Raw genomic sequence first — 18,367 nt, forward strand, 5'->3', positions numbered from 1 at the left:
CACAGCCGGGGGCGGCGTACGGAATTCTTTCCGTACGCCGCCCTTGTTGTTTCGGTCTGTGTCCGTTTCCTACGGGAAGATGAACTTTGTTCGTATCTGGAACAGATGCCCGGCCAGACATTTACGTAGCCGATCTCCGCCACCTAAGGTTCCTGCCCGTGACGATCCCCTTGAGCCAGCCGCTTCGTGCGGCCTCGATCACCGAGGCGTACGCGCGGTTCTGGAAGAAGTACGCGACATTCTCGGGTCGCGCCAGCCGCACTGAGCTGCTCTGGCCGATGCTCGTGAACCTTCTGATGCTCATCGTCCTCGTGCTGGCGCGAAACGAGGTGGTGAGCCTCGTGGTCGGTATCTACGGGCTGGTGGCGTTCCTGCCGACCATCGCGCTCGGTGCGAGGCGGCTCCACGACATCAACCGCTCCGGGTGGTGGCAGCTGATCCTGGTCGTACCAGTGATCGGTGACATCGTCCTCGCGGTGCTCTGGTTGACCTTCCCGAGCCCTGAGGGTGTCAAGTACGACCTGGCCGCATGAGGCGTAAAATTCCCCTAGTTGTTCTCGGGGTTGTCCCCGAATGGCAGGCTATTGGCATGAAGTCCCTCGCAGGAGCCGCAGCGAAGCGGCTCGCCTACGAGACCGTTGGGTGGCTGCTCGTGGTCGCCGGTATCGCCGCGATGGTGTTGCCGGGGCCTGGGCTGCTGATGCTCTTCGGGGGGCTGGCCGTGCTCTCCCGCCAGTACGCCTGGGCTCGCCGCTATGTCGAGCCGGTCCGCCTCCGCGCCATGCGCGGTGTCGCCGAGGGCGTCGAGACCTGGCCGCGCATCGTGGCCTCGACGCTGGGGGCGCTCTCCATCGGTGCCGTCGGCGTCGTCTTCCTGATCAACCCGCCGGCGCCCCACTGGTGGCCCCTCGAGGCGTCCTTCTGGCTTCTGGGCGGCGACTGGACCGGTGTCACGCTGTTGGGGTCGTGCGTCATCGCCCTCGCCATCCTGGGCTACTCCTACCACCGCTTCCACGGCCACCCCGCTGCTCGCCGCCAGCTTGACGAGGACATCGAGCACACGGGTGAGATGAACAAGGTCGCCTGACGGCCCTCAGTCGGAGGACATCCGGAAGTCGTACGCAGGCGGCACCGGCTCGCCGGGACGGACGGCGAGCCAGAGCGTGTCCAGAGCGGTCTCGCCCTCGCGGAGGTTGTCGACCGTGATGCCCGCGTCGAGAAGCTGACGGACCCGGTCGAGGTCGCCCACGGCGAGCGCCGCTTGCGCGGTGCACAGTCGGATCCGACCGTGGTCTCGGTCCGCGTCGGTGAGAGTGGCGATCACCTCGAGCGCCTCGGCGGGTCGATCGGCGGCGATCAGCGCCTGGAGCAGCTCGATGGTGAGCTCGCGCAGGTCGGGACGGAGGCGGTGGGCCTCGAGCAGGAGGTCCGCAGCAGGCGGGGCCGCCGGTTCGGCGAGGTGCGCGAGGGCGCGCAGGGCCCAGGCGTTGGGATGGTCGGCGACCGACCGCTCCAGGACCTCGCGCGCTCCGCGGTGGTCGTCGTCGGCCAGCAGGAGCAGGCCGAGGTGGTACCACGCATGCCAGTCGTCGGCCGAGGTCTCCAGCAGCTCGCGCCAGTGCGCACCGAGGACCGGAGCCGCGGGTGGGTCGCTGACCGGCAGCCGGCCGCGCTGCAGCAGATCGAGCCAGGGCTGCTGATCTTCGCCGCAGGCCCCGAACGGACGCAGCGGGTCTGCCGGCACAGCGCCGGCCGCGACCTCGAGCGCGCCCCACCCGGACCCGCGGGCGAGCAGGTCCGCGGGCGGTGCGAAGCGTCCTGCCTCGCCGAGCGCGTCTTCCAGCTCGGCCCGCGGGACGAGTATCTCGACCGCCTCGTTCACCGCCGCCCGAGCCGATTCCCACGAGCCGTGCACCCGCTCGGGGTCGACCTCGAGCAGGCCGAACGCCTCGGCCCACTCCCAGGTCTCGCCGCCGGGCAGCGCGAGGTGCTCGAGCTGCGTACGTGCCAGGCCGGCCTGGATCTCGATGTAGGCAGCGTCCGGCCCGGACAGCCATTCCTGCCACCGCTCCCCGCCCGCACCGGTGCCCCACTGGAAGAGCTTGCGGCCGACGAGTCGGTCGGTGGATGTTTGGACGAGCCCGCGGCCGTCGCCGTCGAGCGCGGCGATCCAGCGGCGCTCGTCGCCCCGGACGTCCATGAAGAAGTCGGCCGCCTGCGGGAACCTCGCCGGATAGCTCTGGTCACCGCCAGCCGTCTGCGGGAAGTCGATCAGCCTCAGCTGCTCCCCGTAGTCGAAATGGAAGGCCTGCTCGGCCGGCGCGATGACACGTACGTCCGGGCCCTGGGGCACCGCGATGTTCGTCCACCAGTAGACGGGCGTCGGGTTCGGTGCCGGGTTGTGGAGCGAGACGTGCACCAGCAGCACCGGGGATCCGGCGGGCAACCAGGCGTCGATCGTGACCACGACCCGCCGCATCCGCTCCAGCTCGTACATCCGCAGGACCGGCGCGCCGTCCGGCGCGGTCAGGCTCACGGCGTGCAGCGGGGAGCAGGTGAGGGGCCAGTGCCCGGTGGCCCCGAGGTTCCACTCGACCCCGCCGGCCAGCCAGGCGTCTCGCAGCGCCAGGTTCGCGGGCTGCAGGATGGGGTTGCGGTGCAGCAGCTCGCGGCCCGACGGCCGGTGCACCAGCGACCACAGCCGCCCACCGTAGCCGGGCAGGAAGGTGGCAGAGAGCAGCTCGTTCTCCAGCACCAGGCACGGCAGATCACGCATCTTGCGTCGGCGGGTGTAGGAGTCCTGAGCCGTGTACGGCAGCAGCGTGCTCGGCCGGCCGTACTCGAGGTTGGCCGCCATGTCCGGATAAGGCGCGGCGCCGGGTTCGAACCCCGGCCGGGGCACCCCGTGCAGCAACGGCAGCGGCCCATCGATCGGGTCCTCGGCGCCCTCGATCGAGAGCCGATCCATCCTCAGCGTGGTCATCGCGACCATCCAACCAGGCTGAGGCCGCTGCCACCCGGGCAATGTGAATCGCCGGCCTCTTCCACGGCTGTGGGCCGTGGAAGGCCGGCGATTCAGGGAGCGCTGTTCCTACGAGGGCTTGCGGCCGTTCTTGTCGGTGTCGTCACCCTGGGGAGGGTTCGGAGTCCAGCCGCGGGCCGCGTTGGGATCCAGGACGTCGCTCGCCGTCTCGGTCCAGTCGTCGCTGTAGTCGGCCTGCCAGTCCTGGTCCTGGCCGTTCCGCTTCTCGTCCTTCTTGCCGCCGCGGCCGCCGGCCCCGCCGGCTCCACCGCGTCCGCCACGGCTGCCCGCTCCCGTCGGCCCGCCTCGGCCGCCACGCCCACCGGCGCCACGCGCACCCGCTCCTGCGCCGGCGCCACGTGCGCCGGCCCCGCGTGCACCAGCGCCGGCCCCGGCACCCGCGCGGGCACCGGCAGCGCCGCCCCTGGCGGCCGCAGACCTCGACGTGGCGCTGGCTGTCGCTGCCTTCGCAGACGCCCCGGACGCGAACCTGTTGGCAAGCGCCTTCGCCACGCCAGCACTGAGCAGAGCCCCGCCACCAGCGATCGCCAGTGCGGCCATGCCGCCGCTTCCGCCGGCCATCGGTGCGAGGCCGTCAGCAGTCTCGACCATCGCGTACGACGTCGAGGGCGCGGGTGTGCCGTCGGCGTTGATCCACTGCGTGCCGTTCCACTCGGGCTTGTTCTCTGCCTCGTAGCCCGCGATGTTCGCCTTCTCCTGAGCGATCAGCTCGTGACCCCAGCCGTCGGGGTAGAGCGTCCCGGAGTTGTACTTCTCCATCCGGGCCTTGGACGCGGCGATGGCGCTGTAGGAGCCGGGCGACGCAGGTGCCGCTGGAGCCTTGCCGGAGTCGGTGTCGGGTTCGTCAGTGATCGCACGCACGGGGGGTTCGGCGGTGTAGTTGCTGTCGTCGACCTCACGGATCTGCTGAGCCGCTGCTGCCTCGGCGTTGGCGATTGCCTGTTCTCGGGCGGCGTGGGCAGCGCGGTCTGCTTGGAGCGCCTTCTGATTCTGGGTCGCTTGCGCTGCATCGACCCCGGTGCCGGACTGCGCGTACTTCGGGTCAGAGGGGGAGGGGGCTGGGCCGTGGGTTGCGGGGAGAGAGGCCTCAAGCTGCTTGTGGGTCTCCTGCGCCTGCTTTGTGGTCGCTCGCGCTTTGCTCAGTGCCTCTATCGCTGCATCGAGTTGAGCGACCTTCCTAGTTAGACCACTCGAAGTCTCCTTGAACGCCGTCTTGGCGGCGTCAGTCGTTAGGGACGTCTCCTCGAAGGCATCGCCAACTCTCTTTCCGGCCAGATCCAGGCTCGAAGCGGCCTCATTCATGGCGGTGCGCGCGCGTCGCCACTCCGCTAGGCGGCTCTCAACCTCCTCGGGGGCCGCACTGGCGATGTACTGCTCCAACATGAGCATCATCGTGCCCTTGACTGCAGACATAGGTCAGTCCTCCTTGTCCTGGCCGAACTCGGAGCGAGACGCGATCTCTTGGAGAGCCTCGGGCGACAGCGGAAAGAAGGGCAACTGGACGCCCGGCATGTTCGGACGATCATCCGTCACCAGGTTTTCGAAGAAGGGCTGATTGATGAGATCGATGGCCGCGGTCATCTTGTTGTTGAACGCTGCCTCGGCTTCCTCGTCTGCATTCTTCACCGCGCGAACGGCATCGTCGAGACCATCTACGAACTTGATCAGGGCATCGGACGTCTCTGACATCGCGGAGTTGATGCGATCGGTCGCTAGGTTCATCAATGCCTCAAGCGTCGATGCCGACGCACTGCCCCCGAGGGCCTTGGAACCCGGCTTGTCGACGTGAACCTTGTCGATCTCGACCTTCGCGTCGGTGAGCACATCCTTGATCGTGTTGACGAGAGTCTCGTTGACTCCAGTTGAGCGTGCACCTGCCATGTTGGCCTCCGAGTCAGTTCGCGCGGTAGGCAAAGTCTAGACACGACCGTCGAAGATGGTCACGCTCAATCGTCACTCGTACGCAGCCACTACGCTCTCGGGCATGACTGCATCTCGGACAGGCCGCATGGCTCGTCGGCTCACCGCACTCGCCTTGTCAGTTGCTGCAACCGCTGCGCTTTCTTCTTGTGGCGGCACCGACGATCCGTCCGAGCCGCCGAGCCCGTCCGCATCTACGACATCAGACGCACCGAGCGAGTCACCTGGCGGCTTGCAGACGGCTGACCAAAATGGGGCGCAGTTGAGTGCTCCCGCTGATTGGAACGTGCGCTTCGACGACCCCTACTGGTTGATCGACGCCCCGGGGGACGATGGAAGTTCCCCCGGGGGAGCCGTGCTTGACGCAGACACCGCCTCGCTCGCCCGAAATACCGAGGAACTTGCGGGCGCTCGGCTCAACGCGGCTGGACCGGGCGCAAAGCGTCTCCCCGACGTCAAGTACGGCGGATACACCTTCTTTCACATTCGTGAGACGAACGACACCAACACCTTCGAGAACTTCGGGGTCCTTATCAAAGGCAGCCAGGTAGCGGTGGAGTGGACATTCACCAACGCCTTCGCCACGCAAGAGCAGATCGATGGCCTGATCGACGAGGTCATGCCGACGTTCAAGTTCGTGGGCTGATCGAGGCACCCAGCAGAGACGAAGGGACCTCTGGGTCGAGTGCTGCAAGTTCCGGTGACGGCATGGAGCATCTGTGTCCTCGGAACTACGGGAAAGGTACGGGTCCGGGATGAGTCCGAGGGTTCATACCGTTGCTGAGCACCGGTCGCCGGCCGATGTGAAGCCATCTTCGACCGAAGGACCCGCCCATGTCCGAGAGTTCATCCGACGCGATCTTGGAGACGAACCGGCGTCGGCGGGTGGTGACCTTCGCGGCGGGACTGATCCTCGCGCTCGTGGCGGTCGCGGCCCCGATGATCGGAGCACAGTCGGCTGAGGCCGCGACGACGTACTCCCGAAGCTTCACCACGAGCCAGTCCAAGACGATCGCGAATCGATGCGTCCGCGTGACGCTGTCGGGCACGATGCTGTTCCAGCGGAAGGTCGCGGCGAACTACGGGATCTCGACGATGGTGGTGTACGTCAACCGAAAGGTGACCAAGCCGCGCGTGCGTGTCTACACCTACGCCGGGCCGTGTACGACCAAGAAGCCCAGACGGAGCATCGCCAAGCTCAGCGTGACCCAGCGATGGAGCGACTACTCCTGCAACGGCAATCTTTCTGTCTCGGTGGGGCTCCCCTGGGGTGTGAGCGTCGGTGCCAGTCCGACGTGCGGCCGCGAGGAGAGGGCGCACCGCTCGGCGACCTATGGCCGAAGCTCGGCGTACGACCAGAAGAACTCGGACACGACCATCCGCTACGCGAACAAGGGGTCCATCACTCATAACCCTGCGGCGTTCACCAGGAACCTCCGGGGGGACGAGCGGCGGATCAAGTTGTGCCAGTCGGCGGTGGTCTCGATGGTGATCTACCCGAGCGCCTCGTCGTCGGACTCGTGGTCACCGACGTTCAGGCCGTGCGTCAAGTATTGGTGACCTGACGGGTCCGCACCTGTGTCGGTGCGTCCCGATAGGTTGCGGTCTGTGGTCGTACATCTGCACCGCGCACCGCGGACCGATCTGCTCGCCGACTCGCTCGGCGAGCAGCTGTCGGTGCCGTTGGGGGACCCGTTCGCGACGGAGGTCGTGGTGGTGCCGGCGCGGGGGGTGGAGCGGTGGTTGTCACAGCGGCTCTCGCATCGGCTCGGGGCAGCGGATGGGCGGTCCGACGGGATCTGCGCGGGGGTGGACTTCAGGACGCCTTGGTCGCTGTTCGCCGAGGTCGCGGGGACGGGGGATGAGGACCCCTGGGCGCCGGAGTCACTGACCTGGCCGGTGCTGGCGGCGATCGACGCATCGCTGGACGAATCCTGGGCGAGGCCGCTCGCGCTGCATCTGGGGCACGGGGATGCGACGGAGGAAGGCGTACGTCGGCGGGGAAGGCGGCTGGCGCTGGCAAGGAGGTTGGCGCGACTGTTCGCTGCGTACGCGGACCAGCGGCCGGCGGTGGTCGCGGACTGGAGTGCGGGGCGGGACACCGACGGGCTGGGCGCAGAGATCGCCGACGACCTCAGCTGGCAGCCGCCGCTGTGGCGGGCCGTCGCCGGGCTGGTCGGCGGGCCGACGCCGGTGGAGCGGCAGGCGGCAACGGTCGCGCGGTTGAAGGAGGCGCCGGGGGAGTTCGCGCTGCCCGAGCGGGTCTCGTTGTTCGGCCACACCCGCCTGTCGGCGACCGACGTCGAGCTGGTCGCGGCGCTGGGGGAGCACCGGGAGGTGCACCTGTGGCTGCCGCATCCCTCCGAGGAACTGTGGGCGTCGCTCGCTGGGCTGGACGGGACGGTCGCGCGGACGGCGGACCGTTCGCACGATGCGGTCGGGCATCCGTTGCTGGCGACGCTGGGGCGCGATACCCGGGAGCTGCAGCGAGGGCTCGCGGAACTGGCCGCAGTTGACGACTGTGTTGGTCTCGACACGCTCGCTGGCGCTCGCGGCTCGACCGGCGGCGAGTCGTTGCTCGGGTGGCTGCAGGGGGACATCCGAGGCAACACGGTCGGTGAGGCGCCGAGCCGGGTGCTCGAGCCGGAGGACCGCTCGATCCAGGTGCATGCGTGCCACGGCGAGGCGCGGCAGGTGGAGGTGCTGCGCGAGGTGCTGCTGGGGCTGCTCGAGGAGGACCCGACGCTGGAGCCGCGAGACGTCCTGGTGATGTGCCCCGACATCGAGACCTTCGCGCCGCTGATCGAGGCCGGGTTCGGGCTGGGGGAGATGACCGGAGAGACCGGACACCCGGCTCACCGCCTGCGGGTGAAGCTGGCGGACCGGTCGCTGACGCGTACGAACCCGCTCCTGGACGTGGCCACCAGACTGCTCGACCTGGCCGGTGGGCGGGCGGGTGTGAGCGACGTACTCGATCTTGCTCATCTCGATCCGGTGCGGCGCCGGTTCGGGCTCAATGACGATGCCCTCGAGCAGCTCGAGGACTGGGCCAAGGACGCCGGGATCAGGTGGGGCTTCGACGCGGAGCACCGCGAGCCCTTCGGGCTGGAGACGTACGTCGCCAACACCTGGCGCTTCGGGATGGACCGGATCCTCACCGGGGTGGCCATGTCCGAGGACTCGGCGACCTGGCTGGACACCACGTTGCCGTTGGACGACGTGGGGAGCGGCAGCGTCGAGCTGGCGGGGAAGTTCGCCGAGCTCGTCGATCGGCTGGAACGGGTGACCGACGAGCTGGCTGGCGTGCATCCGCTGAAGCACTGGCTCGAGGTGATCGAGGACGGTGTCGCCGCGCTGACGTCGGTCTCGACCAACGACGAGTGGCAGTCGGGCCAGGTGACCAGGGAGCTGTCCCGGGTGCGGGACGCCGCAGCGGGGCATGAGGTCGACGAGCTGCGACTCCCGGACGTGCGCGCGCTCCTGGGCGCGCGGTTGGCCGGGCGGGCGACGCGTGCCAACTTCCGCACCGGCACGCTGACGGTGTCCACGCTGGTGCCGATGCGCTCGGTGCCCCATCGTGTGGTCTGCCTGCTCGGCATGGACGACGGGGTGTTCCCCAGGGTCGGGATCACCGACGGCGACGACCTGCTGGCCCGCGACCCGCAGACCGGCGAGCGCGACCTGCGCAGCGAGGACCGGCAGCTCTTCCTCGACGCGCTGCTGGCGGCGACCGAGACGCTCGTGGTCACCTACACGGGCGCCAACGAGTACTCGGGCCAGCCGCGGCCGCCCGCGGTGCCGCTCGGCGAGCTGCTGGACGCGTTGGACGCGACCGCTGTCTCCGCCGACGGGAGGCCGGTCAAGGAGGTCGTGACGACCAGACACCCGCTGCAGCCGTTCGACCCGCGCAACCTGACGCCCGGGGCGCTGGTGGCCGGACACTCCTTCTCCTTCGACAGGGCCGCCGAGGCTGGTGCCCTTGCCGCGGTGTCGGACCGCGTCGAACCGCCGGAGTTCCTGCCCGCCCCGCTGGCGCCGGCCGCCGCCGGAGACCTGACGCTCGAGGAGCTGCTGGCCTTCTACCGCGCGCCGGTGCGCGCATTCTTCCGCGACCGGCTGGACCTGGCGCTGCCGCGTGATGACGACCCGCTCTCCGACGGCCTGCCGGTCGAGCTCGATGGCCTGGGGCAGTGGTCGGTGGGCGACCGGCTGCTCCACGACCTGCTCGCCGGGATGTCGGAGGAGCAGGCGACCCAGCAGGAGTGGCGACGCGGCGTACTCCCTCCGAAGTGGCTCGGCTGGCGCATCCTCACCGACGTGATCACCAAGGCGAAGCCGATCGCGGCGGAGGCGCTGCGGGTGCGGCAGGCGGGCATCTCCACCGGGCAGGCGCGGGCCGTCGACGTCGAGGTCGATCTCGGCGACGGTCGGCGCCTGACCGGCACCGTCCCACAGGTCTACGGCGACCGACTCGCTCCGGTGACGTACTCCCGGCTGGGCGCCAAGCAGCGGATCGAGTCGTGGGTGCAGCTGGTCGCGCTGGCCGCCTCCGACGAGGACCGCGCCTGGAGCGCCTGGACGCTGGGCCGTCCGGGCAACTCCCGGTCGCGTACGCCGTTCGGGCTCTCCCAGCTCGGGCCGCTCGACCACACCGCCGTCGATGTGCTCCGTGACCTGGTGCGGTTGCGCGACCGCGGGCTCGCCGCACCGCTGCCGCTGCCGCTGAAGACCTCGCTCGCCTACGCGCGCCAGCGACGGACCCAGGCCGGCGTCGACGACGCGCTCTACAAGGCCGGCTGGGAGTGGAAGGACGGGCGGTTCGAGGGCGAGGAGTCCGATGTGGAGCAGGTGCGGGCTTGGGGCAAGGGGGCCGGGATCCCTGGTCTGGGTGACGCGCCTGAGGCCGGCGACGAGTTCGACGGGGAGACGTCCCGCTTCGGGGCGCTCGCGATGCGGGTCTGGTCGCCGTTGCTCACGGCCGAGCAGGGGAGCTGGTGAGCATGGACGGATTCGACCTGACCGGTCCTCTCCCGACCGGGACGACGCTGATCGAGGCCTCGGCAGGCACCGGGAAGACCTTCACGATCGGCGCGCTGGTCACCCGTTACGTCGTCGAGGGTGAGGCGACTCTCGACGAGATCCTGGCGATCACCTTCGGTCGTGCCGCCTCCCAGGAGCTGCGCGACCGGGTGCGCTCCCACCTGGTCGAGGCCGAGCGAGCCTTCGCGGCCGCCGTCGCCGGGCAGCGGCCGACCCCGCTCGACGCCCACCTCGAGCTGCTGCTGGACGTGTCCGACGATGAGATCCGGCTGCGCCACGAGCGCGTGCGTGACGCGCTCGCCTCCTTCGACGGGGCGACGATCGCGACCACCCACCAGTTCTGCCAGCTCGTGCTGCGGTCGCTGGGCGTGGCTGGTGACACCGATGCCGGCGCCGAGCTGGTCGAGTCGCTCGACGAGCTGGTCGTGGAGGTCGTCGACGACCTCTACCTGAAGTGGTTCGGCGAGGCCCGGGAGCGACCGCCGTTCGACCGCGACGACGCGCTGGGGCTGGCGCGCACCGCAGTCGAGGACCCGCAGTCGGTGCTGGCCCCGGCACCGGCTGAGGATCCGGTCGCAGGCGCGCGGGCGCGGTTCGCCGAGGCGGTCCGGGACGAGGTCGACCGGCGCAAGCAGATGCGCGGCGTGCTCTCCTACGACGACCTGCTCTCCCGGCTCGCGGTCGCGCTGGAGGACACGTCGGCGCCCGCACGGGCGCGGATGCGACAGCGCTGGCGGATCGTGCTGGTCGACGAGTTCCAGGACACCGACCCGGTGCAGTGGCAGGTGCTGTCGCGCGCCTTCGAGGGCCACGCCACCCTCGTGCTCATCGGTGACCCGAAGCAGGCGATCTACGCCTTCCGCGGCGGTGACGTCTTCACCTACCTGACGGCCGCCCGGGCGGCCGAGACGCAGGCGACGCTCGACACCAACTGGCGCAGCGACGAGCCGCTGGTCGAGCGGCTCCAGGTGGTCCTGCGAGGCGCGGCCCTGGGCTCCCCGGAGATCGTCGTCCACGACGTGAAGGCGCATCACGGCGGCTCCCGGCTGGCGGGTGTTCCGCATCCGTCGCCGTTCCGGATCCGCCGGGTCGGCCGCGGCGGCTTCAAGCTCACCCGCGGCAAGATGATCACCGCCGGCGACGCGCGCACGCACATCGCCCGTGACCTCGCCGGTGACATCGCAGCGCTGCTCGGCTCGGGCGCCACGTGGTGCGATCGACCGGTCCAGGCAGGGGACGTCGCGGTCATCGTCGCGATCCGCTCCCACGGGCTGCTGGTCCAGCGCGTGCTGCAGGAGCACGGCATCCCGGCGGTGATGGCCGGTGGCGGCGACGTCTTCCTGACGCCCGCCGGCGAGGACTGGCTCGCGCTGCTGCAGGCGCTCGACTCGCCCCACCGGACGCCGCTCGTGCGGGCCGCCGGCCTGAGCGTGTTCTTCGGCTACACCGCGACCGAGCTCGACGCGGGCGGCGAGGCGCTGACCTCGCGCATCGCCGACACGCTACGCGGCTGGGCGCTGCTGCTGCGTGGCCGCGGTGTCGCCGCCCTGATCGAGGCGGCGGAGGAGCGCGGGCTCACCGCGCGCGTCCTGCAGCGCACCGACGGGGACCGACTGCTCACCGACGTACGTCATCTGGGGCAGCTGCTCCACGACATCTCCGTGCGCGACTCGCTCGGGCTGCCGGCGCTGTTGGCCTGGTTCCGCGACGAGCGGCGGCGTTCTGCCGCAGCCGAGCGGCCGCGGCGGCTCGACTCGGACGCCGCGGCGGTGCAGATCGTGACGGTGCACGGGTCGAAGGGCCTGCAGTACCCGATCGTCTACCTGCCCTTCGCCTACGACTTCTTCGTGCGCGACCCCGAGGTCGCCCGGTTCCACGACGCCGAGGGACAGCGGACGATCGATGTCACCCGGACCGGTGCGCAGTGGGCACAGCATCTGGCGCGCCACCAGGCCGAGGAGCTGGGGGAGGAGCTTCGAGATCTGTACGTCGCGCTGACCCGGGCGCAGTCCCAGGTCGTCGCGTGGTGGGCGCCGACCGCCAACACCGCCACCGGCGGCCTGCACCGGCTGCTGTTCGGGCGCGGTCCTGGCCAAGCGGCGGTTCCTGACAACGTCGCTGTGCCGAGTGACGAGGACGCGGCGAGTCTGCTGAGCAACGTCGCGCGCCACGGCGGTCCGACAGCCGAGGAAGCGGTGCCGGTGACTGCAGCGCAACCGGTGCGAGAAGCGCCGCCCGGCAGGCTCGCCGCGAGGCGGTTCACCCGCGAGGTGGACGCGGAGTGGCGGCGTACGTCCTACTCGGGGCTCATCCGGGTCGACGAGGGCGTCGCGGCGACCTCGGAGCCGGAGGTCGAGGGCACGGACGACGAGCCCATCGCCGAGGACGTCGATCTCGTCGAGACCCCCGTGGAGGAGGCGCAGCTCTCGCCGATGGCCGAGCTGCCCAAGGGCGCCGGCTTCGGGTCGTTGGTCCACGCGGTCCTGGAGCACACCGACCCGCAGGCCCCTGACCTGGGCGAAGAGCTGCTCACGAGGACCCGCGAGCAGCTCCGCTGGTGGCCGGTGCCGGCCTCCGCCGAGGACCTGGCGACCGCGATCCTGCCGCTCAACCTGACCTCGCTCGGGCCGCTGGCCGACGACCTGACGCTGGCCGAGATCCCGCTGCGCGACCGGTTGCGCGAGCTCGACTTCGAGATCCCGCTGGCCGGTGGCGACAACGCCGGCGGGCCCGACGTACGCCTGCGTGATCTCGCCCCGCTGCTGCGGGAGCATCTTCCGGCGGGCGACCCGATGGTGACGTACGCCGACCGGCTCGAGGATCCGCCGCTGGGTGACCAGTCGCTGCGGGGCTACCTGACCGGCTCGGTGGACGTGGTGCTGCGGCTGCCCAGCGGCCGGTTCGTCGTCGTGGACTACAAGACCAACTTCCTGGGCGTCGAGGCCATGGACTACACCCAGCCGAAGCTCGCCGAGGCCATGCTGCACTCCCACTACCCGCTGCAGGCGCTGCTCTACTCCGCGGTGGTGCACCGCTTCCTGCGCTGGCGCCTGCCCGGATACGACCCCGAGACCCATCTCGGCGGCGTGCTCTATCTCTACGTGCGCGGCATGCTCGGCCCGGACACCCCTGTCGTCGACGGCATCCCGACCGGCGTCTTCACCTGGCGGCCACCCGCGTCCCTGGCGGTGGCGCTGTCCGACCTGCTGGACGGAACTCTTCCGGATGGAGTGGCCTCATGATCGAGCGCTGGGAGTCCGAGGACCCCTTCGACGCGCGCCTGGCCAGGTCAGCGACCGGCCTGCTCGCGTCGTTCAACCGCGAGGGCGTACTGACCGCGGCCGACGTACATGTCGCGACCCGCGCCGCCGCGCTCGCCGGAGAAGAGCGCGACGAGGTGCGGCTGGCGGTGGCGCTGGCGGTCCGCGCGGTCCGGCACGGGTCGGTGTGCGTCGACCTGGCCGCGCTGCGGCAGGCCGAGGAGACACTGCCCTGGCCCAGCGAGGCCGGCTGGCTGGAGGCGGTCGCCGACAGCCCGCTCGCCGCGCAGTCCCTGGTGCAGGTCGCGGACGGCCTGCTCTACCTGGACCGCTACCACCGCGAGGAGGGCCAGGTACGCGACGACCTGCTCGCCCGCCTGGCCTCACCGCGACCCGTGGCCGATGAAGCCCTGCTGGAGGCGACCGCGGCCCGGCTCTTCCCGGGCGAGGGCTACGCCGAGCAGCGGGCCGCCGCGCTCGCCGCCGCCCGACAGTCGACGACGGTGCTCACCGGCGGACCCGGGACCGGTAAGACGACGACCGTGGCCGGACTGCTGGCGCTGCTCGCCGAGCAGTCCTCGGTCCCGCTGCGGGTCGCGCTGACCGCACCGACCGGCAAAGCGGCCGCGCGGCTGCAGGAGGCGGTGGAGGGAGCGCAACGGGCGCCGCAGTTCACCGCCGCCGACCGTTCCCGGCTCGACGGTCTGACCGCGTCGACCCTGCACCGGCTGCTCGGCTGGCGGCCCGGCTCCTCGACCCGGTTCAAGCACCACCGCACCAACCGGCTTCCGCATGACGTGATCGTCGTCGACGAGACGAGCATGGTGTCCTTGACGATGATGGCCCGGCTCCTCGAGGCGGTGCGCCCGGAAGCGCGGCTGATCCTGGTCGGCGACCCCGACCAGCTCGCGAGCGTCGAGGCCGGGGCGGTGCTCTCCGACCTCGTCGCCGGGCTCGCCGTGCGCTCACCCGACGCCGTCGCCGCCCTCCGCACCACCCATCGCTTCGGCGGTGCGATCGGCGCCCTCGCCGAGGCGCTGCGAGTCGGCGACGCCGACGCGGCGCTCGACGTGCTGAAGTCGGACGACGACGCTGTCGAGCTCATCGACCCCGCCGACGAGCCCGCGATGGCGCGCGTCGAGCGTGGCCTGGTCGCTCACGCCGCAGCTCTTCACGAGGCTGCGCTCGCGGGAGATGCGGAGCGCTGCGTACGGATGCTCGACGAGTCGCGCCTCCTCTGCGCCCACCGCGACGGCCCCTGGGGCATCGCCCACTGGAACCGGCAGATCGAGCGCGGCCTCGCCGAGACCACGGGTGAGCCGCTCGGCATCGGCTGGGGTCATGAGTGGTATCCGGGCCGACCGGTCCTCGTCACCGCCAACGACTACGGCCTGGGTCTCTTCAACGGCGATACGGGCGTCACCTATCAGGATGCCGCCGGCGACCTCCGCGTCGCGATCGCGGGTGGTGCGACGTACGCGCCCTCACGCCTCGGCGACATCGAGACCCTGCACGCGATGACCGTCCACAAGTCCCAGGGCAGCCAGGCCAGGTCCGTCACCGTCCTGCTCCCGCCCGACGACTCGCCGCTGCTCACCCGCGAGCTCTTCTACACCGCGGTCACCCGAGCCCAGGAGCGGGTACGCATCGTCGGCACCCCCGACGCCGTCACCGCCGCGATCACCCATCGCGCCCAGCGCGCCTCCGGCCTCCGCCAGCGGCTCGGCCACTGAGCTGCGTCAGGAGCGGGCGATCGAGGTGGCGAGGGAGGCGAGATGGCCGAGGCGGGCCAGCTCGGAGTCGAGGAAGTCGGGGCCGCCCCGGCGGCCGATGATCACGATCTCGTTGCCGTCGATGCGGGCGCCGGCGAACATGTTCTCGTCCTCGCCGTCGACCTCGATCCGCTCGGGGCGGTCGAGCTCGATGAAGGGGACGTTCTCGGGCGAGCCGTCGGTGGCTCGGCTGATGCCCTTGACGCGGTGGACGCGGATGGCCCAGTCGGCACGGAAGGTCAGCGGAAGCACGTCCACGAGCCGGTCGAGCGCCTCGAGGGCGTTCTCGGTGAGGTCCTCGACGGCCTCGAGGTCGAGGAAGAGGTTGCCGCCGGCGGCGTAGCGGGAGATCCAGACGACGTGCACGCCGTCGAGCTCGTTGCACGCCGACACGATGGAGTCCGGCATCGTTCCCGGTTGGGTCTCGAGGAGCACATCGTCGACAGCTCTCCCGTCGACCTTGTTCTTCTCGACGATCTCGATCGCCTCGATGTCGCCACCGGCTTCACCGATGGCAGAGGCGAGGCGACCGAGTGAACCCGGGACATCGGGCAGCTCGACGCGTAGCAGGAACGGCATGGCCATAGACCCTAGCGTCGTGAACCGACAGTCGTGGCACTGTCCCGGTTACACACCGGTCAATTGGTGACCTATTTGTCGGCCGGCTCCAGCAGGAAGAGCGGGAAGATCCGGGACGTGTTGGGCTGGTATTCGCCGTACGTCGGCCAGGTCTTCACGGCGTAGTCCCACCACTCGTCGCGCTCGGACCCGGACAGCTCGCGGACGACGTACGCCTTCTTGGTGTCGCCGTCCTGCAGGGCGACATCCGGGTACGCCCGGAAGTTGGCCACCCAGGCGGGGTTCTTGTCGCTGCCGCCCAGCGAAGCGACCGCGAGGTAACGGCCGTCGCGCTCGACCCGCATCAGCGGGGTCTTGCGGATCGCGCCGGTCTTCGCGCCGCGGTTGGTGATCAGGATGATCGGCTTGCCGTCGCGCTCGAGGACGTTGCCTTCGGCGCCGTTGGAGGCTTCGAACGCGGCAACCTGCTCGCGCACCCAGCCGGCCGTGCTCGGGACGTATTCACCTTGCAGTTCGGTCATGCCCACTACAACACCACGAGGCGACGACTATTCCGAGTATTCCGAGCCGGCCGAATCAGGCGAGGGCCTTGTCGATCTCGCGGTCGAGATGCGATTTCGGCCGCGCGCCGACCACCTGGAGCACGGGCCTCCCACCCCGGAAGAGGAGCATCGTCGGCACCGCCATGACCCGGTAGTCGGCGGAGGTGGCCGGGTTCTCGTCCTGGTTGAGCTTCACCACCCGCAGGGTCCCGGCCCGCTCGGCGGCGATCTTCTCGAGGATCGGTGCGAGCTGCCGGCAGGGCGGGCACCATTCGGCCCAGATCTCCACGAGCACGGGCGTCTCGGACATGAGCACGTTTTCGACGAACCGGGCATCGGTGATGTCCTCGATCACGGCGGTCTGACTCATCGCTTGTCTCCTTCTGGGTTCGGTCGATAGGACTCGGCTTCGTGCAGCAGCCCGGCGAGCTCGCCGCGCAGGGCGGTCAGCTCGGTGACTCGCCGGTCGATCTCGGCGATGCGCTGCCGATAGGCGTCGAGCGAGGCGGGGCACACGTCGGCACGGTCGTTGCCGGCGCGCAGGCAGTCGACGAACGGCAGCGTCTCCTCGGCGGTGAGGCCGAGCGACAGCAGGGCGCGGATCTCCCGTACGACCTGCACATCCACCTCGGCGTAGTCGCGATATCCGTTGCCCGCCCGTCGCGGCGCGAGCAGGCCGCGCGACTCGTAATAGCGCACCGCCTTCACCGTCACGCCGGCTTGATCCGCGAGCTCCTTGATCTGCACGCGTACGACGGTAGACCTTGCCCCGGGGGGCAAGGTCAAGCCTGCGGCCACCGGGGCGGATAACCTCAGGCCCATGAGCGCCATCGAGGGAGTCTCCGACACGTTCGACCCGAGCCGCTGGGACGAGGTGAAGGGCTTCGAGGATCTGACCGACCTGACCTACCACCGGGCCAAGGAGCACGGCACCGTACGCATCGCCTTCGACCGCCCCGACGTCCTCAACGCCTTCCGCCCGCACACCGTCGACGAGCTCCTCCGTGTGCTGGAGCACGCCCGGACCTCAGCCGACGTCGGTTGCGTCCTGCTCACCGGCAACGGCCCCTCGGTCAAGAACGGCAAGCACTCCTTCTGCACCGGCGGTGACCAGCGCATCCGCGGCAAGGCCGGTTACCAGTACGAGGAGACCGAGGCGTACGCCGCCGGCCGGACCGGCGCGGAGGAGCCGACCCCGATCGACAAGGCCAAACTCGCCCGGTTGCACATCCTGGAGTGCCAGCGACTGATCCGCTTCATGCCGAAGGTCGTCATCTGTGTCGTCCCGGGCTGGACCGCCGGTGGCGGCCACTCCCTCCACGTGGTCTGCGACCTGACGCTCGCGAGCGCCGAGCACGGGCGTTTCAAGCAGACCGACGCCGACGTCGGGAGCTTCGACGGCGGCTACGGCTCCGCCTACCTCGCCCGCCAGGTCGGCCAGAAGTTTGCCCGCGAGATCTTCTTCCTCGCCGAGGAGTACTCGGCCGAGGACGGCGTACGCATGGGCACCGTCAACCGCGCCGTCCCGCACGCCGAGCTCGAGGATGTCGCGCTCGAGTGGGGCCGCAAGATCAACGGCAAGTCGCCTACGGCCCAGCGGATGCTGAAGTACGCCTTCAACCTCCTCGACGACGGCCTCGTCGGCCAGCAGATGTTCGCCGGTGAGACCACCCGCCTGGCCTACATGACCGACGAGGCACAGGAGGGCCGCGACCAGTTCCTGGAGAAGCGCGAGCCCGACTGGTCGCCCTACCCCTGGTACTACTGACCGCGTGAACGGTTGAGACCGACGCCTGGAACCTTGCTGGATCGCCGAAGGCAGGGGCTAGCGGCCGCACTTCCGTCTAAAGTGGTGACAATCCCACTGCGGGGTGCTGTCCGGAAGAATCTGCCGACGAATGTCATCGATGGGACGAGTGTCGATGGGAAGAATCCAGGATCGGGTGCGAGACATCTTGCGCTGGCCGCACCGGAAACGCACGGCTGCTGAGGACAAGCAGGAGAATCGCTGGGAAGGCGAAGGGGGTGCGCTGCACCCGAGTGATGAGCCCGATGCGGACCCATCGTCGGATCAGCGCTGACCGCACGCCCCCTGGACGGTGTGGCGGCGCAGGGGTCCACAACCGAGGTAGCGTGAAAGCCGCGGCTGCGCGCAGGGTCATCGCCGTCTGATCCACCAGCCGCCAGACGCTGATCGCGCTCGCTGACGGC

Annotated in this window: 15 protein-coding genes; 8 read left to right on the forward strand and 7 right to left on the reverse strand. The window is 70.0% G+C overall.

Annotated features, from left to right (window positions below):
• Positions 1-158 precede the first annotated feature (158 nt).
• Both ACFU7D_RS00435 and ACFU7D_RS00440 read left to right on the forward strand, forming a co-directional pair.
• Positions 159-533, forward strand: a complete 375-nt coding sequence (locus tag ACFU7D_RS00435) for a DUF805 domain-containing protein (RefSeq protein WP_378725308.1) — start codon at positions 159-161, stop codon at positions 531-533.
• Between the two features lie 56 nt (positions 534-589).
• Complete coding sequence (locus ACFU7D_RS00440; protein WP_378725306.1) at positions 590-1,087, forward strand: PGPGW domain-containing protein; 498 nt, start codon at positions 590-592, stop codon at positions 1,085-1,087.
• Between the two features lie 6 nt (positions 1,088-1,093).
• Here the strand turns inward: ACFU7D_RS00440 and ACFU7D_RS00445 are convergent, their stop codons facing one another.
• The 3 genes from ACFU7D_RS00445 to ACFU7D_RS00455 all read right to left on the reverse strand — a co-directional run bounded on the left by ACFU7D_RS00445 (position 1,094) and on the right by ACFU7D_RS00455 (position 4,924).
• Entirely contained in the window at positions 1,094-2,983 is a 1,890-nt protein-coding gene (locus ACFU7D_RS00445) for a DUF5107 domain-containing protein (protein WP_378861840.1), read from the reverse strand.
• A gap of 108 nt (positions 2,984-3,091) precedes the next feature.
• A complete protein-coding gene (locus ACFU7D_RS00450; RefSeq protein WP_378861843.1) occupies positions 3,092-4,456 on the reverse strand; it encodes a hypothetical protein in 1,365 nt (454 codons plus the stop codon).
• A 3-nt stretch (positions 4,457-4,459) separates the two neighbouring features.
• The gene (locus ACFU7D_RS00455) at positions 4,460-4,924 is read right to left on the reverse strand and encodes a hypothetical protein (protein ID WP_378861846.1); all 465 of its coding nucleotides are present in this window, start codon (positions 4,922-4,924) and stop codon (positions 4,460-4,462) included.
• A gap of 103 nt (positions 4,925-5,027) precedes the next feature.
• On the opposite strand from ACFU7D_RS00455, the gene ACFU7D_RS00460 reads away from it, so the two are divergent.
• The 5 genes from ACFU7D_RS00460 to recD all read left to right on the forward strand — a co-directional run bounded on the left by ACFU7D_RS00460 (position 5,028) and on the right by recD (position 14,996).
• Positions 5,028-5,609: a hypothetical protein gene (locus ACFU7D_RS00460; RefSeq protein ID WP_378861849.1), complete on the forward strand. Its 582-nt coding sequence runs from the start codon at positions 5,028-5,030 to the stop codon at positions 5,607-5,609.
• A 188-nt stretch (positions 5,610-5,797) separates the two neighbouring features.
• Positions 5,798-6,523 carry a hypothetical protein gene (locus ACFU7D_RS00465; RefSeq protein WP_378861851.1) on the forward strand — a complete coding sequence of 242 codons (726 nt, stop codon included), beginning with the start codon at positions 5,798-5,800 and terminating at the stop codon, positions 6,521-6,523.
• A gap of 48 nt (positions 6,524-6,571) precedes the next feature.
• A complete protein-coding gene (gene recC / locus ACFU7D_RS00470; RefSeq protein WP_378861854.1) occupies positions 6,572-9,961 on the forward strand; it encodes an exodeoxyribonuclease V subunit gamma in 3,390 nt (1,129 codons plus the stop codon).
• Positions 9,962-9,963: 2 nt separating this feature from the next.
• Complete coding sequence (locus ACFU7D_RS00475) at positions 9,964-13,245, forward strand: UvrD-helicase domain-containing protein (protein ID WP_378862076.1); 3,282 nt, start codon at positions 9,964-9,966, stop codon at positions 13,243-13,245.
• On the forward strand, positions 13,242-14,996 hold the full coding sequence (recD, locus tag ACFU7D_RS00480) for an exodeoxyribonuclease V subunit alpha (protein WP_378861857.1): 1,755 nt from the start codon (positions 13,242-13,244) through the stop codon (positions 14,994-14,996). Before ACFU7D_RS00475 ends, recD begins: the two co-directional genes overlap by 4 nt.
• A 6-nt stretch (positions 14,997-15,002) precedes the next feature.
• Here the strand turns inward: recD and ACFU7D_RS00485 are convergent, their stop codons facing one another.
• The 4 genes from ACFU7D_RS00485 to ACFU7D_RS00500 form a co-directional block, all read right to left on the reverse strand.
• Positions 15,003-15,605, reverse strand: coding sequence for an ACT domain-containing protein (locus ACFU7D_RS00485; protein WP_378725369.1), 603 nt, complete (start codon positions 15,603-15,605; stop codon positions 15,003-15,005).
• Between the two features lie 80 nt (positions 15,606-15,685).
• Positions 15,686-16,135: a nitroreductase family deazaflavin-dependent oxidoreductase gene (locus ACFU7D_RS00490; protein ID WP_378725292.1), complete on the reverse strand. Its 450-nt coding sequence runs from the start codon at positions 16,133-16,135 to the stop codon at positions 15,686-15,688.
• A 55-nt stretch (positions 16,136-16,190) separates the two neighbouring features.
• Positions 16,191-16,526 carry a thioredoxin gene (gene trxA, locus ACFU7D_RS00495; RefSeq protein WP_378861860.1) on the reverse strand — a complete coding sequence of 112 codons (336 nt, stop codon included), beginning with the start codon at positions 16,524-16,526 and terminating at the stop codon, positions 16,191-16,193.
• On the reverse strand, positions 16,523-16,903 hold the full coding sequence (locus ACFU7D_RS00500; RefSeq protein ID WP_378861863.1) for a MerR family transcriptional regulator: 381 nt from the start codon (positions 16,901-16,903) through the stop codon (positions 16,523-16,525). The genes trxA and ACFU7D_RS00500 overlap by 4 nt, the downstream gene beginning before the upstream one ends.
• Positions 16,904-16,976: 73 nt before the next feature.
• Between ACFU7D_RS00500 and ACFU7D_RS00505 the strand changes: the two genes are divergently transcribed.
• Positions 16,977-17,924: a 1,4-dihydroxy-2-naphthoyl-CoA synthase gene (locus tag ACFU7D_RS00505; protein ID WP_378861866.1), complete on the forward strand. Its 948-nt coding sequence runs from the start codon at positions 16,977-16,979 to the stop codon at positions 17,922-17,924.
• The last annotated feature ends 443 nt before the right edge of the window (positions 17,925-18,367 follow it).

The organism is Nocardioides sp. NPDC057577 (assembly GCF_042801335.1).
Classification (GTDB): domain Bacteria; phylum Actinomycetota; class Actinomycetes; order Propionibacteriales; family Nocardioidaceae; genus Nocardioides.

Coding starts and splice junctions, on each gene's coding strand:
- ACFU7D_RS00505 (WP_378861866.1), top strand. CDS start 16,977: ATGAGCGCCATCGAGGGAGTCTCCGACACGTTCGACCCGAGCCGCTGG.
- ACFU7D_RS00465 (WP_378861851.1), top strand. CDS start 5,798: ATGTCCGAGAGTTCATCCGACGCGATCTTGGAGACGAACCGGCGTCGG.
- ACFU7D_RS00455 (WP_378861846.1), bottom strand. CDS start 4,924: ATGGCAGGTGCACGCTCAACTGGAGTCAACGAGACTCTCGTCAACACG.
- ACFU7D_RS00460 (WP_378861849.1), top strand. CDS start 5,028: ATGACTGCATCTCGGACAGGCCGCATGGCTCGTCGGCTCACCGCACTC.
- ACFU7D_RS00490 (WP_378725292.1), bottom strand. CDS start 16,135: ATGACCGAACTGCAAGGTGAATACGTCCCGAGCACGGCCGGCTGGGTG.
- recD (WP_378861857.1), top strand. CDS start 13,242: ATGATCGAGCGCTGGGAGTCCGAGGACCCCTTCGACGCGCGCCTGGCC.
- ACFU7D_RS00450 (WP_378861843.1), bottom strand. CDS start 4,456: ATGTCTGCAGTCAAGGGCACGATGATGCTCATGTTGGAGCAGTACATC.
- ACFU7D_RS00440 (WP_378725306.1), top strand. CDS start 590: ATGAAGTCCCTCGCAGGAGCCGCAGCGAAGCGGCTCGCCTACGAGACC.
- trxA (WP_378861860.1), bottom strand. CDS start 16,526: ATGAGTCAGACCGCCGTGATCGAGGACATCACCGATGCCCGGTTCGTC.
- ACFU7D_RS00475 (WP_378862076.1), top strand. CDS start 9,964: ATGGACGGATTCGACCTGACCGGTCCTCTCCCGACCGGGACGACGCTG.
- ACFU7D_RS00445 (WP_378861840.1), bottom strand. CDS start 2,983: ATGACCACGCTGAGGATGGATCGGCTCTCGATCGAGGGCGCCGAGGAC.